The 18066-nt window shown below is 54.0% G+C and carries 9 protein-coding genes; 4 read left to right on the top strand and 5 right to left on the bottom strand.

Annotated elements, in window-relative coordinates; genetic code table 11:
* Window positions 1–7: 7 nt before the first annotated feature.
* Together tcuB and tcuA are read right to left on the bottom strand one after the other, a co-directional pair.
* Entirely contained in the window at window positions 8–1120 is a 1113-nt protein-coding gene (tcuB, locus tag FCS96_RS15590; RefSeq protein ID WP_138441300.1) for a tricarballylate utilization 4Fe-4S protein TcuB, read from the bottom strand.
* Entirely contained in the window at window positions 1107–2501 is a 1395-nt protein-coding gene (gene tcuA, locus FCS96_RS15595) for an FAD-dependent tricarballylate dehydrogenase TcuA (RefSeq protein WP_171040817.1), read from the bottom strand. Before tcuA ends, tcuB begins: the two co-directional genes overlap by 14 nt.
* 221 nt (window positions 2502–2722) lie before the next feature.
* On the opposite strand from tcuA, the gene FCS96_RS15600 reads away from it, so the two are divergent.
* The 4 genes from FCS96_RS15600 to FCS96_RS15615 are packed head-to-tail and all read left to right on the top strand — an operon-like array spanning window position 2723 to window position 7204.
* The gene (locus FCS96_RS15600; RefSeq protein WP_138441301.1) at window positions 2723–3394 is read left to right on the top strand and encodes a response regulator transcription factor; all 672 of its coding nucleotides are present in this window, start codon (window positions 2723–2725) and stop codon (window positions 3392–3394) included.
* Entirely contained in the window at window positions 3387–4805 is a 1419-nt protein-coding gene (locus FCS96_RS15605; protein ID WP_138441302.1) for a sensor histidine kinase, read from the top strand. Before FCS96_RS15600 ends, FCS96_RS15605 begins: the two co-directional genes overlap by 8 nt.
* Before the next feature lie 47 nt (window positions 4806–4852).
* Window positions 4853–5863 (top strand): ABC transporter substrate-binding protein, encoded by a 1011-nt coding sequence (locus FCS96_RS15610; protein ID WP_212747093.1) that lies wholly within the window; start codon window positions 4853–4855, stop codon window positions 5861–5863.
* Window positions 5864–5884: 21 nt separating this feature from the next.
* Complete coding sequence (locus FCS96_RS15615; protein ID WP_228264128.1) at window positions 5885–7204, top strand: MFS transporter; 1320 nt, start codon at window positions 5885–5887, stop codon at window positions 7202–7204.
* A gap of 218 nt (window positions 7205–7422) precedes the next feature.
* Here FCS96_RS15615 and FCS96_RS15620 read toward each other — a convergent pair whose 3' ends face one another.
* The 3 genes from FCS96_RS15620 to FCS96_RS15630 all read right to left on the bottom strand — a co-directional run bounded on the left by FCS96_RS15620 (window position 7423) and on the right by FCS96_RS15630 (window position 17977).
* Window positions 7423–15921: a GH36-type glycosyl hydrolase domain-containing protein gene (locus FCS96_RS15620; protein WP_138441304.1), complete on the bottom strand. Its 8499-nt coding sequence runs from the start codon at window positions 15919–15921 to the stop codon at window positions 7423–7425.
* Window positions 15921–16886, bottom strand: a complete 966-nt coding sequence (locus FCS96_RS15625) for a universal stress protein (protein ID WP_138441305.1) — start codon at window positions 16884–16886, stop codon at window positions 15921–15923. Before FCS96_RS15625 ends, FCS96_RS15620 begins: the two co-directional genes overlap by 1 nt.
* A gap of 197 nt (window positions 16887–17083) precedes the next feature.
* Complete coding sequence (locus FCS96_RS15630; protein ID WP_138441306.1) at window positions 17084–17977, bottom strand: LysR family transcriptional regulator; 894 nt, start codon at window positions 17975–17977, stop codon at window positions 17084–17086.
* Between the last annotated feature and the right edge of the window lie 89 nt (window positions 17978–18066).

Consider the following 18066-nt stretch of genomic DNA (forward strand, 5'->3'; position numbering starts at 1 on the left):
CCCCTTCCTAACCGTCAGTTTTCGTCTGTTCGTCGCGGATCAGTGCTGCCATCCGGTAGAACCCATGCACCATCTTCGAAAATGGTAAGAGTACAAAGAACGCAAGCACGGTGCCCAAATGCAGCGTCAGCAACTCTGGCAACCAGCTACTATTGGCAAAGGCGTATAACAGAAGCCCGGTACTACTCACGGCAAAAAGCAAAAGAATAAACCCCATTTCTCCACCCCAGACATGTTGAGCGGACAATTCCGGGTCTGCTTTGGTTTTCAGGTAGGCCAGGCCGAGAGTACCTATACAGAGTAAAATGCCGCCACTAATGCCCAGCAGTTTCGGAACAGAAAACAGGCTGTAGGGGGCAGGCAGGTCAAACAGGTAATGCATGATCGTTCCAGCGCTTGTGGCTGCGAAACAGAGTAAAAAACCATACATTGTTGCTTGATGTAAAAGACGGCGTTTATTCGAGAAACGATCTTCGTCTTCAAAGTTACACCCATCACCATGGCCTGCAGCCAGGTTTTTCATTGTCGCAACTGAGCCCATGGCCGCTCGAAGGTGCGCTAGGGTAATTCTCTTGCCACCGATACCTTGCCAGTAACGCCGGAGCCCGACAGCCACGGCAATCAGGGGCAAAATAAACGCTGGAAGAAACACTGCCACCATTACATTGTGCGGGAGTACTGCATAGAAACCCGCACCATCGCCACCTGACTGCCATTGCGCGAGCCACAGTAAAAGCCCAAAAGCCAGAGACGCGATAGCGGCAATTGCTGCACCACTGCGGTGGAACAGCCGCGCCAGCCACCTAGGCGAAGCGTTGTCCTGCCAAACCTGTTGCCGCACTTCTGCAAGTGCCGCTGGAACATTTATCGCAAATTCGTGGGGAGCTGTGTATTGACACGCGTAGTGGCAAGCACGGCAGTTGTGGCAAAGGTTCGCGAGTTGCTGTAGCTCGCCGTCTTCAAGTTCGCGTTGCCGATGCAAGGCAGGAAAGACAGAACAATAGCTTTCGCAGTATCGGCATGCGTTGCATATCTGAAACTGGCGGCGGGCCTCTTCAAGGGCCTGGTTTCGGATAGGCTCATCGTTTGTTTGAATATTTACTACTTCAATTGGTTGCATAACGTGCTGCCTCCTCGCCGGCAATACGACCGAATACGGTCCCGATGGTCATACCAAAACCAGCCAGGTACCCTTCGCCGAGAATTGATCCAGCCATGATTTCACCCGCAGCCCAGAGGTTGTCGAGCGAACCCTGTTTGGTTTGAACTTTTGCTTTTTCATCCACTTTCAAACCGAGATAGGTGAAAGTGACGCCGGTACGCAGGCTATAGCCGTAGTAGGGCGGACTATTGATAGGGCGTGCCCAGTTGGTTTTTGCAGGTGTAATGCCTTCTGTAGCCAGGCCATCTAGCTCGGTAGGGTGGAAGTCTCCGCCCGCGCACGCGTTATTGAATTGGTCGACGGTTGTGCGCAATGAAGCTGGATCTAGTTCCATTTTCAAGGCAAGCGCTTCGATGGTTTCGGCTTTGAGTGGAGGAAAGACCGAGGGCATGAAAAGGTCGATAGATTTACTATCAATGATCACATGGCCAACCTGGTTCGGCTGTGCCGCTACAAGCCGCCCCCAAATGGCATAGCGTTTAGGCCAGACATCCTCACCTTCGTCATAAAAACGGTCCGCGTTTTCATTGACGACAATCGAGAAGGGCACACAGTCAAGACGGGTGACGATCCCACCATCGAATTTAGGCGCGCGGCCGTCGATGGCCACAGCGTGGCACTGGGTTGGGTCGCCAACCTGCTCAGTCCCTTGATTGAGCAAATCACGCAACACAACGCCACGATTGTAGGGCGTGCCCCGTATCAGGAAATTTTGGGCCGCAGGTCCCCAGGCGCGGGCGAGCCAGTCAAGATCTGCCTGAAATCCGCCGGAGGCTACAACCACAGCTTTCGGAGTGAGCTGCTCACGGCAATCGTTGTAGATGAATTCGACCGAGACAATAACGTTGTCCTGGCGCTCCAGATGGGTCACTTCAGCTTCATAAAGGACATCAACCCCAAGGCTCTCGGCTACCCGATAGTAGGCATTGACCAGCGATTTTCCGCCACCCATGAAGAAGGCATTTGTCCGTGACAGGGATAGGGTGCCGGACAAAGAGGGTTGAAAATGAACCCCGTGTTTCTGCATCCATCGGTAGCTCTCTTCAGTACCTCTAATGGCAAGGCGAGCCAGCGTCTCGTCGGTTTTACCTTTGGTGACTTTGAGCAAATCCTGAAAGTATTCTTCTTCGTCATACCTTCCTGTCAGAACTTCCATGGGCGAGTTGTGCATACAACGGAAGTTGCGGGTGTGGCGCGAATTGCCTCCGCGATAGGTCTTGGGGGCGCCCTCAAGTATCAATACCTGTGCGCCATGCTCCGCTGCAGTGATCGCGGCACACAACGCAGCGTTTCCGCCACCGACTACCACCAAGTCATAATTCTGGTTGATGACCGACATGGTTTACTCAACTCCTGTTTGTATACAAATGAATACACAGGAGCCAACGCTAACCAGTGAACCTGTCACCGACCTGTCACAACACCAAAAGCCCTCTAGGCTATATAGCGGGCATAGATTTTGTTCCTGAAGTGGCAGAGTGTCCTGTTAGTATAGTAAGTAAGGCAGAGCAGAGTTTTTGCATATATTCATATAAAACAAAAAGATAGTGTGGATAGTTAATGAGATTATTAATTGTTGAGGATGATGAAATCCTTGGAGAGGCTCTTCACCGGCACGCCACTAAGCAAGGTCATGGCGTCGATCTGGTAACAACAGGGGATTCGGCAAATGACATACTGAAACATACCGCCTACGATCTTGTGGTTCTGGACCTTAATCTCCCAGGTCTAAGTGGTGACCGAGTGTTGCAAAATCTGCGTAGCCGTAAGACCAATACACCGGTATTGATACTCACCGCCCGTGATCAGATATACGACCGAATACAACTTCTTGATCTTGGGGCAGACGATTACCTTACAAAACCGTTTGATTTCGGTGAACTTGAAGCGAGAAGTCGCGCACTGCTCAGGCGTAGCCAGGGACAAGCCGACAATACAATAACCTACGGCAACCTTATCTTGGATCGTAGTGCGTGTACGGTCACAATCGATCAGCAACCAATAGACCTTAAGCAGAGAGAATTCCGTCTGTTAGAGATTTTTCTCAGTCATCTTGGACGAGTATTAAGCAAGGAAGAGTTGCTCGATCATCTCTATTGTTTTGATGATTCCCCCAGCCCTAATGCAATAGAAACCTATGTCGCGCGTCTCAGAAAAAAACTTCAGACGAGTACCGTAGAAATTCGAACACTTCGTGGCCTGGGTTATTTGCTGGATAGGGAAGATGGCTGAGCCTATTAGCTATTCGATAAAGCAGCAACTGGCAACGATGGCGATCATTCTGTTGTTTATATTCTCGGCGGTGAGTTACTGGGGAGCCAACAAATACGGCCAGAGAGCGGCCCAGTTGTCCTATGACCGATTGCTCACCGGTGCGGCATTTCAAATGGCGGAAAACATAAGGCTGCAGGAAGGGAGGGTAATTGTGGATTTGCCGCGATCCGCCTTCGATACCCTCGCACTTGCTCCTGACGATCGTGTTTTCTATGCCATCGATATTGTCGGTGGTGCTCATATTACCGGTTACGAAGGTCTGCCGGAATCCGATAATCAGGAAGCAGCGCCCAGTATGGAGGGGTCAGTAGGCCAGTTACCTGTGAGTTTTTTCGAAGCAGATTACAGTGGTGAGCCAGTCCGGTTTGTAACGGTGGAACGTGTACTGAAGGACCTGGGCGTGGCGAAAACCGTACGGGTAAAAATTGGCCAAACGTTGCTTGCACGCAACGGCCTTGCAGACGGTATCAGTTGGCGGGCATTGCAAGTGGTGGGTGGCATCATTCTGGTCGCTTTGGTTGTCATAATGTTTGGTATCTGGATGATCCTTCGGCCCCTGAATAAACTGAATCTGGCCTTAGGCAAGCGATCACCAGTCGATCTGAAACCGCTGAATCTAAACGTGCCACAGGAGGTGCGCCCCCTTCTGCAGACAATTAATCATTTTATGTCACAGCTTGCGTCGACTCTGGACGGGCTAAAAAGATACACCGGAGAGGCCGCTCACCAGATTCGTACGCCGTTGGCCGGCTTGAAATCCCAAGCGCAAAACGCACTAAACGAACATGATCCTGAGTTGCGTCAGGAGCAGTTAAAACGCGTGGTCGAGTGCACCGACATGCTGTCTTCGACGGTTAGTCAGCTGTTGAATAGGGCTCAGTTAGCTCACCGGTTAAGAAGCGAATCCTTTAACGACGTACCCCTGGACAGGTTGATCGAAGAGGTTTGTCGAGAGATCGCTGTATCCGCGCTTCATCAGGGAGTTGAAGTGGCATACTTGGGACATGCCAGCGTTGTGATCTCTGGAGACTTGTTTTCTTTGAAACAGATGGTCCGGAATATCATTGAAAACGCTATACAGTACAGCCCCAAAAATAGCGTTGTTGAAGTGGATCTCCGGAGCGAACCGGATTCTGACGGCCCAGTGATTAGCATCAGCGACCAGGGTCCGGGCATACCCGAGGAGGAAAGGGAACATGTTTTTGAGCAGTTCTATCGCAGCCCGAATAATCCACGATCAGGAAGCGGGCTCGGTCTGGCCATAGCGCAAGAGGTTGCAGCCCACCATGATGCCCACCTTCAATTAAAAGACAACTTTCCGCGGGGGCTCACAGTGGAAATTCTTTTCCATGGGAAAGCGACTCGATGAACTATTTTAGGCGGTTAACGCTGTTGTTGGCGCTCTGGAGCGGTGCTGTGTTCGCAGAAGACGTGTACCAGCTGCCTGCAATTGGAAATGAGACGTCTGTGTTGCAGATATATGCAGCTGCTGATTTTCCCGTCGTTGAGCCTGTGTTGGCGGAATTCCAGAAGCGTCACCCTGATGTTTCTATCCGCTACTCTGAGTTTAATACGCGGGTTCTCTACGAGAGCTATCTGGAAGGATTGCCTAAGAGCCCAGATTTAGTACTGAGTTCTGCAATGGATCTGCAGGTCAAACTGGTCAACGATGGACACGCGAGACCCCATAAATCGGATCAAACCCAGGCGTTACCGAAGTGGGCGAAATGGCGCGACGAGGTATTTGGCTTTACCTACGAACCGGCAGTAATTGTTATCAATAACAAGTTTCTCTCCGAAGATCAGCAGCCCAAAACTCGTTCAGAATTGCTCGATCTTATTCGCCAGGAAAGTGATCGACTGATGGGGAAGATCGGAACCTTTGATATTGAGAAGGTCGGCGTGGGGTATTTGACCTGGGCCCATGACCGCCAGCAATCAGGTAGCTATGGACGTTTGCTTGAAGCCTTTGGAACACATCGTGCTCGACGTTTTCCCAGCAGCTCTTCGATGCTGAGGAGTGTAAACTCGGGCGAAATCCTCATCGCTTACAACGTCCTCGGCTCTTACGCCAAATCCTGGTCTGAACGGTACTCTAATGTTTCTGTTGTAATGCCCGACGACTACACAGCGTTGGTTATGCGTTCTGCTTTCATTCCGAAAAGAGCTCCGAACCCCGAGATTGCCCATCGCTTTCTGGATTTCCTGCTCTCGGTTGATGGTCAGCAATTGCTGGCCGATGAAGCCAATCTTTTTCCAATTCGTGAAGAGGTCGTAGGCGATTTACCTGCTCACTCCCTGAGCCAGCGGCCGGATACCCGTTTTCAGCCGATTCCTCTAAGCCTGTCGTTATTGATGTACAACGACCAGGCAAAGCGTGACCTGATTTTTGAGGAGTGGGAAGCAGCAATGAAAACGTTTGATTAGCAATATAGCCGAGTAAGACGGATGGTCAAAGGCAGCGAAATGCGTGACAGTGACGACAGAGAAGACATTAGCTTGGAGAAGACCTCGTCCGGTCCTTATGACCGATTGATGAATCCGGTCCTGGTCGCCGGCTGCATCATTATTCTTGTGAGTTTTGCGGTTCGGGCCTCCTTTGGCCTGTTCCAACTGCCCATAGCCCTGGAATTTGCCTGGCCTCGCGAATCCTTCTCCCTGGCCATTGCCATCCAAAACCTGTTCTGGGGAATCGGCCAGCCTATTTTCGGTGCGTTCGCAGAACGCTATGGCGACCGCAAAGCGATTTTCACAGGCGGTGTCGTTTATGTGGTTGGGCTGGTTCTATCATCCTTGGCCATTACACCAGGCCAGCATCAATTTTTGGAAATACTAGTTGGCTTCGGTATTGCCGGTACCGGCTTTGGCGTCATTCTGGCCGTGGTCGGCCGCGCGGCTTCCGATAAAAACCGGTCCATGGCCCTGGGCATAGCTACAGCGGCGGGTTCCGCAGGCCAGATTGTCGGGCCGCCGGTGGCCCAATCACTTTTGAGCCAGATGCCCTGGCAATCGGTGTTCATTATTTTTGCCGGGTTTGTTCTGGTGTCCATGTTCGCGCTCACGTTGATGCGGGCTCCGAAACCTGCGAAGTCGACGGTGGCGGAAGAACCGATGGGGGTTGTACTCAAACGTGCGCTCAAGGACCCCACCTTCTGGTTTATCTTCATCGGTTTCTTCTCCTGCGGCTACCAATTGGCCTTTATCACTGCGCATTTCCCGGCCTTTATCACTGAAATGTGCGGGCCAATTGGCACAGACAGTCTGCTTTACGTACTGGGCGTTACGTCTGCCTCTGGGCTTGGCGCCATTTCTATCGCGCTCATTGGGCTGTTTAACATCGGTGGAACGCTGCTCGCCGGATGGCTGGGGCACAAATACTCGAGGAAGTATCTGCTGGCGACTATCTACCTGTTGCGAACCCTGGTATCCGCAGCCTTTATCATGGCGCCGATAACACCGGAAACAGTCGTCTTGTTCTCTGTTTCGATGGGATCACTCTGGTTGGCAACGGTGCCACTGACTTCCGGACTGGTAGCGCATATCTATGGCCTGAAATATATGGGTACGTTGTATGGTGTGGTGTTTTTCTCGCACCAGCTGGGTGGCTTTCTGGGCGTATGGCTGGGCGGCGCCTTGTACGATCTCTACAACGACTACACGCTGGTCTGGTGGGTAGGTGTGGGAGTCGGGGCTTTGTCTGCGCTGATCCATTTGCCGGTGAAGGAATTCCCCTGGTCGCAGCGGGGCCAGGTTCCCGCTGCGACCTGATGTTGCAAATTGTCAGGGCTGCTGGGGGAACCCCTGGGAGTTGAGGTCGCAAACCTGAATGGCATTGTTTCCAAGTTGCCTGGCTTCGGCGCACAAGTGGCGAGCGGAATCAACTTTTCAATGAGACTGAGTGCCAAGCGCGCACTTATAATCGATCTGAGCGACTCATTCTGGCAACTTGTTTAAGAGCGAATCTGAGAAAAATTCAGGCACCCATCCTAAAACCTGATCGTAATTTCATGGCTCTTTCCGTCGTCGATGAGCGATACGGTATTGTGCTCGTCGGTAGGTGACAACACCTCTGATCCTTTCTTCACCGTAATTCGATAGACCGTTTGACCATAGCGGTAACGCAGCGTGTAGCCCGGCCATTTGGGGGGCAGGCACGGTTTTACCTGAAGCTCATTGCCCACCCGCCGGATGCCGAGAACGCCCTCAAGAATAAACCGGTATAACCAGCCGGCAGAGCCGGTATACCAGGTCCAGCCGCCGCGTCCGATGTGGGGTGCTTCCCCATAAATGTCGGCAGCCAACACATAGGGCTCCACCTGATACTGGCCAATGCGGGCCTCAGAATCCCCGTGATTGACGGGGTTGAGGCAATCCAGAACGGCGCTGGCTTTATCTGCGTCACCCAGCGCTGCGAACGCCATGCCTGCCCAACAGGCGGCATGAGTGTACTGCCCGCCATTTTCCCGGACTCCGGGCGGGTAGGCTGCGATATATCCTGGGTCGGGTTGTCCCTTTCCCCGGCCTCTGAATGGCGGTGTGAATAGCAACACTTGGCCAGGGTCCGGGCGAACCAGTTTTTCCCAGACCGCGGCCATTGCCTGTTTCGTGCGAGTGGTGTCCGCCACCTCTGAGAGAACAGCCCAGGACTGGGGTATGGAGTCTATCTCGCAGGCCGGTTTGCCGGCAGATCCCATTGGCGTACCGTCGTCGTAGTAGGCTCGGCGGTACCACTTCCCATCCCAGGCATTTTGATTCAGTTTTTTGGCGAGGTGATCCGCACGAGCGGCAAGGTTTTCAGCCGTTATCTGATCGCCCCGGGCCGTCGCGACGCAATTGAACCGCTGCAGCGTTACGATCAGGAACCATCCCATCCACACACTTTCACCACGGCCGCCAAGACCAACCCGGTTCATGCCATCGTTCCAGTCGCCACCGCCGATGAGGGGGATACCATGGGGGCCTACTCTATTAGCGCGCTCAAGAACCCGGAGGCAATGGTCGTAAACTGACGCCTCGTCGTCGGAAACCTCAAAATGGGCGTAGCGTTCTGCTTCTCCGTCGGCAAGGGGCTCTCCGGATAGCCAGGGTACCTGTTCATCCAATAGGGCGAAGTCTTCGGTTACCTGAAGGTATTCACTGACAACTAATGGCAACCAGACAAGGTCATCGGAGATGCGTGTTCGCACACCTCGGGCATGGGGCGGATGCCACCAATGCAGCACGTCACCTTCGGGGAACTGGCGGGCCGCTGCAGCCAGAATCTGATTACGACAGACCTCGGGTCTGGTATGTAGCAGTGCCATCGAATCCTGTAACTGGTCCCGAAACCCGAAAGCACCACTGGACTGATAGAGACCGCTGCGGCCGAACATTCGACAGGCAAGGGTCTGATAAATAAGCCACTGGTTAAAGATGAAGTTTACACTTTCATCTGGGCTATCGAGCGTCACGGCATCGAGGGTTTCCTGCCAATAGTTTTGACTTGCCTGCCAGGCTGAATCGAAGGCTGCGGGTTGTTGATAGCGGTCAATCAAAGCAAAAGCAGATTCAAAATCTTGCTCAGCCCCCAGGAAAAACACGGCCGTGTGTTCGCCGTTGGGGGGCAGGTCCACATGTATTTGTAATGCCCCACAGGGGTCTCGGCCGGGTTCAACACGCTTGTTCAGGCCCACACGTTTCAAGGCTGCCGGATTGCCCAGACTGTCTGAGCGACCAATGAATTCAGTGCGATCGGTTGTGTAGCCGTGTACGGGCTGATCCGTTGCTAAAAAGGCAATCTGGTTTGGCCAGTCAGGGTTGTAAGGATTGGCCGTGATCAGGGCGCGTTGTTCTGGCAGAAATGCAGGCTGCAAATAGGGGCTGGTGTCCTCGCGGCGTGTCCCCAGAACCCACTCTGCGTAATAAGTCACCGTGACTCGCCGGTTCCTGCTGGATAGGTTGCGAAGAACCAGGCGCACGACTTTCACCGGATCTTCCGGGGGAACAAAAATGGTCATTGCAGAATGAATGCCATGGCGAACATGTTCAAAGCACGAGTAACCTGCACCGTGTCTTGTCCGGTATTCAGATTCATGGGGCACGGGCTTGGCGGTGGCAGACCAGAACAACCCGGTTTCCTCGTCGCGTAAATAGAGACACTCGGATGGCTCATCAAGCACAGGATCGTTGCGCCAGCTGGTCAGGCGATTCTCTCCGCTGTTCTGGAACCACGTGTAGCCCCCTCCCGATTCGGAAACGATGGTTCCGAAAAGCGGATTGGCAATCACATTGATCCAGGGCGCCGGGGTAGGGTGGCGATGTCGAACACTGATCACATATTCCCGACCGTCTGCGGAGAAACCACCATGTCCATTGAAGCAATGCAGGTCGTTGACTGGTTCTAGCTTATGGTCATCAAAAGGCACAGCACTGGGCGGCTTACCCCGAAATCTTGGCAACGGTGATTCCCGCCGGTCGAGACTTTGAAGTGCATGAGCAAGCGATGCCCCGGATGCATCCAGCACCATCTTGGCGGCCGTCTCCAGCAGCACCACTTCTTCAGTACCGAGTGAGTTTGCCGTCAGCGGGAAGATGCCGCCACGACCACCGACAAAGGCCTCAACACTGTGTTGTGCCAGCAACCTTCGTATGGTGTCCTGTGTTGTGCCCTCGTAACCACTGTCGCCAATGTTGAGCAGCACCAGATCCACTTTGAGGTTGCGTTTGCGCCAGAAGGAATGCGCTTTCAATAGCAGGTGAGCTGTATCGACATCGGCCTCACGTCCCACCCTGACCAGAATAATCGGGAAATCACCGGAGATGCCGACGCCCCAGAGGTTGGCTTGTTGTAATCGATTTGCGGAAAGCACAGGCACAGCTGCTCTGAGTTGTGGCGGAGAGCATATGAGTGCAGAGGTCAGGGCAATGACTTTGCGGAAGTCGTCGTTGCTCAAGTCGTTTCGCCACAGGTCGTGGCAGGCCTGGCTTTCGCCTTCCTCGAAGGTCCGCTGAACGCGGGGCCAGAACGCAAAACGTGCAGCCAGGGCAAGGACGTCTTCACGAGACTCCCCTACAAAACGCAGATACGCCAGCTGGACCGAAGCGCCCGGCTCCAAAACCACGTCTGTCTGCAGCACTGAGACCGGATCCAGGGTATAACCCAATGAACCAGAGAGTCCCTTAGTGGGCTCCAGAGCACTGGGATGGGCGTATGACCCTCCACGGCCGATGAATTTGGCACGATCTGTCTCAATGGCGGTTGGCGCGATAATCCCCGAGCGACCGATCAGGCACTCGCCTACGACCGGTGCCTGATCCTTGGGATCCCGGGTTCGGCGCTCAAAGATCAGAAGGGACCTGTCTGCGAGGAATTCAGAATGGACGAACAGATTGCCAAACGCCGGATGCTGGCTGTCCGCCCTCGGATCTGCCATCACCATTTCTGCGTAGCTTGTCAGCCTCAGATTTCTGGTTTTGTCCCCGTGGTTGGTCAATGAAATCCGACGTAATTCAACGTCATGCCAGGGCGAGACAGCGACCTCGAGAGCCTGAACCAGGTTCTGATCCTGTCGTTTGTATTCGACGCAGTGGCTGTAGAAACGCACGGAATCTCGTATGCCTCTCCCGCTCATGGGCGCCCGTGTAATAGACCAAAGATCCCAGCTGTCCCGATCCTGAAGGTAAATCCAGTTGCCCCAGCGCTCCTGCGTTGGATCGGGGCGCCAGCGGGTGATGGCGTCGGATTTCCAGTTGGTGCCCCCCGCACCTCGGCTGGACGCAAGCACGCTCAGCCGGCCGTTGGAGAGTAAATGCACGCGTGGGGTTGGGCTGTCGAGCGGGACTTGCCAGGGAGTGACCGGTGGCACCTGCTGTAGCCCTGACGGCAGTGTCTCCTGTTCGCTATAGGTTGGGTATTCCACGTCCGCGTCCAGCGCAACCCGTTCTTGCAGGATCAGTTCACAGGCTTCCACTCTTGGATCGCGGGAGAATCGGGAAATCGCGTGCTCTGCACAAAGGGCAATGCCCAGGCTGACCAGTGACATGCCATGATGGTGCGCCATGTAACTGCGCACAATGCTGTAGGTGCGGCCGACCTCCACGCGGCGCTCGGTAAAGTCCACTGCTTCAAAAAATCCATACCTGCCCAGCATGCCCATTTTTTCAAGCCGCCGGAGGTTGTCGAAGGCCGCCTGTGGCCGCCAGAGTATGGCAAGGAAGGTGGCATAAGGTGTGATTACCCAGTCCTCAGCGCCCTTGTTGCTGCGGAGCGAAAGTTCCGGCGCACCAAAGGCGTGGTAGGCATAATTCTGCGCGCCATCCAGGAGACTATAGCCGCATTCTGATATGCCCCATGGCCGGCCATGTCTGCTGGCGTAGCGGATCTGATGGTCAATGGCGATCCGTCCACTCTGGCCTAGCAGAGTCGTTGCGGGTTCGCGCATCATCAATTGGGGCATCAAATATTCGAACATGGTGCCGCTCCAGGACAGCAGGAGAGCCTGCCCTTGCTCTCGGGTAAGCGGGCGGCCCAGATGAATCCAGTGATCTGCTGATACTTCACCCTTGGCAATCGCAAGAAAACTCGCTAACCGTGCCTCTGACGCCAGCAAGTCGTATGCGTTCTCGTCCAGTTTGCCCTGATCGACGTCGTAACCGATTCTGAAAACCTTTTTCTCCCTGTCATACAAAAAGGCCAGGTCGGTACTCTCGAACCATAGCTCGCAGGTATCTGCCAGTTCAGTGGCCAATTTAATAAGAGCGTCCGCTGCTTTTCCTGCCTCTCGAATCTGAGCGGCCACTGTCGTGAGCCACTGTCGTATAGCTTCGGGCAGGGCGGTCTCTCGGTTATCCAGCATCAGCTCCGAGAGTGCCGGTTCCAGCCGATCCGGCAGGGAAACAAGTTCAGCAAAGGATGCTGGCTGAACCATGGCCTCTGTGAGGGCCTCCCAGCACTCCTTTTGGGCCGACGACACCCCACTGGCTGGAAAATCTGGCGTGGCTTCAGGTCTCGACCACCAGGGTAGGAATTGATCCCGGCTCTGTTTCATTCGCTTGATGTGATGGTGTGAGCGCTCCAGCCAAAGCCGCAAATCTGCGAGGATTTCCGGCGGCAGCGATTTGGGCTCCCTCAACACTTGCTGGACGGCTGGGTCCACGTGTCGGTTCAAGCGATCTTCCAGCTCTCCGATCAGATCAGGCCACTGCTCAGGACGGTGTGCAGCGGCCATAACAAGCCGTCGGAGGTCAATGAGTTCCTCTGCCAACACATTACGAGGCTCGGTTGAGGGGTATTCCTCCAGGGAGTCCTCAAGCACGCCAACGGTGTCCAGTAGTCCCTCAAAGTGGCTAAAACGCCAGGCCTTATCGTGGGAAATCCCCAGAAGCCCCTGCTTAAGAGTCAGCAACGACCCGAGCAGGTTGCCACTGTCGACAGTAGAAACGTACGCCGGCGGAAGCGTGGTCAGGTGCTGAGTATCGCACCAGTTATGGATATGGCCGCGAAAGCGGGGCAGTTTACTGAGCGTCCTCAACGTATTTCGCGAACGTATAATCAGTTCCTGCGCATCGATGTAACCCTGATCATAAGCAGTCAGATTACTGACTAGCAGCAAGCCGATATTGGTGGGAGAGGTGCGGTGCGCAACAACGCCTTTGGGGTCTTCCTGGAAGTGGTCTGGAGGCAACCAGTGATCTTCAGGCCCAACAAAACGTTCAAAAAAGTACCAGGTTCGGCGCGCCAGGCGTCTAAGATGTGTTCTGTCTTCCAAACGGATCTTTTCCATTGGCGGGGTGCGATCCTGTCTGGCCAGATAGGCCAGTTGTGGTGATGCCAACCACAGGAGGAGGATCGGCGCAGCGAAGATCAGGATGGATGGCGTGGTTGCCGCGAGTACTGCTGCGGTAATGATAGCAATGGCAGGGCCGACTCCCATCGATCGCCAATATCGGCCCAGAGAAGAGCCATTGGAACGCCCGGCCTCGAGCGCCGCTGGCGACCACTCTAGCAGGTGACGATGACTCACATAGGTGCGATAGACCGATCGAAAAATCGCATCCACCGTTGTCGCCGCTTCCTGCGAAAGAAAGGCAACCGCGAGAATCCAACGTTTCAAATCGCCCTTCAGATTGCGCACATGCTCGGAGGACCGTCTTCTGCGGATGGTGGCGTGAGCTAAACCCACCACACCGGTCAGGCTCGGGACAAGCAATGTAATCAACGCCAGTACCGTCCAGTGGAGTGGTGATCCGGGCAGGGCAAACCAGCCCAGAAAAAGTAGAAGCAAGAGCCAGGGTGCCTGAAGGCTGCGGAGAAGATTGTGGGTGAGCTGCCAGCGGTGGAGGCCACTCAGCCGGTTCGGCATTTTCTCTCCACTTTCCGAGGGAACCATTGGCCACAACCACGGCAGAAGTTGCCAGTCGCCACGAACCCATCGGTGCAGCCGACGACTAAACGACAGGTACTCGGGTGGATATTCCTCATACATCACAGCGTCGCTGACCAGAGCTGTGCGGCCATGAATTCCCTCAAAAAGGTCGTGACTGAGCACGGCTCCTTCCGGAACGGCGTTGCGGAGACTGGCGACAAAAGCGCCTACGTGATAAAGCCCTTTGCCAGTGAAAATGCCCTCGCCGAACAGATCCTGGTAAGCATCAGAGACGGCCAGCGTGTATAGATCCAAACCACGATCACCAGAAAAGATCCGGGTGAAAATATTTCGGGTTGCGGTGATCGGGTTGATCTCAATGCGGGGCTGCAGAATGCTGAAGCCAGACAGAACTTCGCCCGTTTTTTCGTCCCAGACTGGCTGGTTCAATGGGTGAGCGATGGTCCCAATCAGCCGTTGAGCGCCTCTCACCGGCAGCACGGTATCTGCATCCAACGTAATGACGTACTGAACCTGTCGCAACCACTCAATGTCACCGCCCGTGTGGGTGAAAGAGCCCAGTTCGCCAGTCAGCAGAAAATGATTGAATTCCTTCAACTTGCCCCGTTTACGTTCCCACTCCATCCATATGGCTTCATGTGAGGCAAAACACCGTGCGCGATGCATCCAGAAAAAAGGACCGTGCCCCTCGTGCTCATACCTTTTGTTCAGGTCGGCGATACCTGCATCAAGGCAAGTCAGCAGCCGCTGGTCTTTCTGAGTGGTCGCTTCGGGTGCGTCAAAAAGCCCAGTCAGTATTCCGAAGCGGAGATGGTGATCGGGGTTGGCCAGGTAATGTTTTTCGAGCTGCTCCAGGGAATTCTGGATATCACTCTCTTGACCGATAAGCAGTGCCATGCACACCGCGGCTCTGTGGTCTGATGGAATGCCCCGGCTAAAATCCATTTTTGGCAGAACCCTGGGCGGAATCCACAACGTTATTTGCCAATTAATTAGCACTGACGCCAGAATCAGAGCCGGCACAATGACCACCAGCATGACAGGAATGGCCTTAAACAAATTGCCGGTGTGCAGGGAATAGAGTGTCGGCAGTGCAAAAAGAACAGTAGTCAGCAAGGTCAGGGCCGAAAAATAGAGTTTTAGCCGATGATCGACTGCCCAGCGTCGCAACCTTGTCGTAACCGGTGGTTTAATGGCTACCTTTTCCTCGAGAATCCGATATCCGTCACCGATCAGAAAATAGCCAACATGGCCCGTAGAGGCGCCATTGCTGGTTTCATTTTCTTGGGTATCATTCGCCAGTTCCAGCGCACAGCGAGCGACGGCGAGTTCATCCAGTTGGCTGCGCCTGGCGAGTTGCTCTACCCGAGTTCGATACCTGTCTCGGGTGGCAAAATCCATCTGCTTGTAAGCACCTGCCGGATCTAGCCCCAATAGAAGTTCAACTTGGGAGGTGCGCTCAAAGAAATTCTGCCAGTTAGTGCGTTGTAGGCGATGCAGGCTCTGGATACAGTCGGCAACGACGTCGCGCCGGTCAGTATCCACCATGCCTTCTTGCTCAGTTCTTGCCTTCACGTCGTTTATTCGGCGATGGACCTCTTCCTGAATAAGCTTCATCGCCTGATACTGAAGGAATAGAGGAAAGGCCCAGAGTTCAGCGGTGTTTAAGGGCGCCGAGTCTCGTAGCTCAAGAACAAGCACCTCGAGGACATTTTGGTCGAATTTCAGTTCTGAAAGGTCGAGCACCACCCTTGCCATGTCCTGGACGCGGGGAACACCGGCTGCAGGCGCTGATATTAATCGGGGTAAGTGGGCAACAAAGGAAGCAGACAGGTCTCTGCGAAGCCTTTGGAGAACCCGCCGGATCAGATATTCGTTATCGATATACCAGTCGATCCACGGTCCAGCAGCAGCCGGATTACTCCGTAACGCCAGCAAGTCCTCGTGGGTTCTATCCAACTGCTTGGTGAACCGCCCCAAATTCCTGGCAATGTCACTGTGCGCCGCCCGATCTCCCGGGCTAATAGCAGCCCATTGGCTTTGAAAATCAGGATGGCAAGAGGCCTGTGTGTCGGTGGCCTTCGGGCTGATCTCGCCAACCCGATCAGTCTCCGTTGTCATCAATGCCCCCAGGCTTCAGCGGACGCTCTCTCCGCAAAAGTAGGTTCTATTTCATGTGGCTCCAGATCCTGGAGTACCAACAGGGGGGTCTCCCCATAAACCAGTGCGTTGAGGGGCAGGGCGCCGAGGGGCCAGTGGCTAACGCAGTTTCGGCCGTGGGCAGCCATGATCACCAGGTCTGATCGACCTTTGCGAGTGGCCTCCCAGATTGCTGACATCGGCGAATCCGAGATTCTCACCTGGCGTTGAACGTGAAGGCTCTCGTTCCTGAGGCGGTCTCCGATGCAATCCAGATACCCATCGATCTTCTTTTTTAACTCGGTCTGAAGCTCCTGAATGTTGCTTAGCCGATGGTCATGTTTGTCAATCTGATACTGGTGAACCAGTGAGGGCACTATAGAGACAAGATCCACAGTGCTGTCATTATGGCGTGACAGAAGCTCAACAATCGGGAGCACGCACTCAGATCGGCTGCTACCGTCCAAAGGAACGGTAATCCGGTTGTAGTGGTATTCCTGAAGCGCTTGGCACTGGTCATTGAAGGCGCGCACCAGCAGGAAAGAAACATGTGCCTGTAGAATCGATTTGTGAGCAACGCTGCCAAGCATGTAATGGCTGATACCACCAACACCGTGGCTTGTCATGACGAGAAGCGTATGCCCATCCTGCCGCACAAAGCTAATTATCTGATCAACGGTTTCGCCCTCCAGAATGCGGGTTTCTGGATGTATGCCAAGACCACCCAATCTGGAGGCGACCGAATCCAGGTAGGCCCTTGCCTCAGCCCGCATGGCGTCACAGGCGATAGGATCCGGTGGGTACAGAGAACGGTTGTTCTCAGCCTGCTCCATTACTCGAATAAGAACGAGTTGGATGCCAAGAGCGTTGACGAGATTGATAGCGTGAGGCAACGCCCATTCAGCCAGGCATGAACCATCCAGAGGTACAACAATGCGTTGAAACATGATTTGCTCCCTTGTGCGGTTAGGGGAGCACCGACACAGGGATTCAGACGGCAAACTTGACGGGCAATAACACCTGTAATACGCGGCAAAACTCCACAGTACTGCAAATTGATCTCGATGAACTGTTTAACTGTATAACAAGGCTGGCATTAGGCGTCATGACGCAGGTCAAAGAGTGATCAACAGGGATTCCTTATTCAGACAAGATCTGCTTCCAAATGGCCACAAAGGCAGTCAATGAAAGCACGAACTTTTACAGGGGCACTACGATCCTCGCGATGAATTATGTGTACAGGAATTGGCGCCTGCTCCCATTCTCCAAGCACAATCATTAACCTTCCTTCTGCGACAGCCGGTGCCACCTGATAGGACAATGCCCGTGTAATCCCGAGACCGTTGGCTGCTGCTTCGATAACGGCGTCATGCGATGTGGCGGTTAGTTTCGGTTTTACTTTTAAGCTGATCTCCCGGTTTTCAGCACTAAATCCCCAAGCTGGCGAGAAGTTGCCTGTTCTGGCTGCAATTAGCGCGTGTTTTGCCAAATCCTGTGGGGAGCGCGGAGTACCCCTGGCCTTTAGGTAATCGGGGGAGGCGACCAGAACCGTACGGACCTCACCAACCTTCCTGGCTCGAATACTGGAGTCTGGCAGTCGTCCAATTCTCACACCTACGTCTACGCCTTCTTCCAACATGTCCACGATTCGGTCAAGGAAAAGTGCGTCTACCGTCATTTCTGGAAACTTTTTGAGAAACGTTGCAATGCCAGGCATCACGTGGAGGCGACCAAACATTGTCGGAGCTGTTACAACAAGATGCCCCCTTGGCGCAGCGGTGGTTCCCGAGATTGTCTCCTCTGCCTCGGTTATGTCGGACAGGATTCGTTTGACGTCCTCCAGATACCGAGCTCCGGCTTCAGTAATGCGAACCTGCCTGGTTGTGCGTTTGAAAAGCTGAACGTTCAAATCCTCTTCCAGGGACGCAACGGCACGCGTAATTGCCGGTCCTGAGAGGCCCAGTCGCCGAGCCGCTGATGAAAAGCCTCGTTCCTCTGCAACGGCAACCAGCACCTGCATCTGATGAATGCGATCCATTCGATTATTACCCCACGCGAAATAATATTCTGTTGGCGTCGATTATTCTCCAATTTTCGGGAAACAGCCATAGTGATCGCACGTTCCGG

This window comes from Marinobacter alexandrii (assembly GCF_005871205.1).
GTDB lineage: Bacteria > Pseudomonadota > Gammaproteobacteria > Pseudomonadales > Oleiphilaceae > Marinobacter > Marinobacter alexandrii.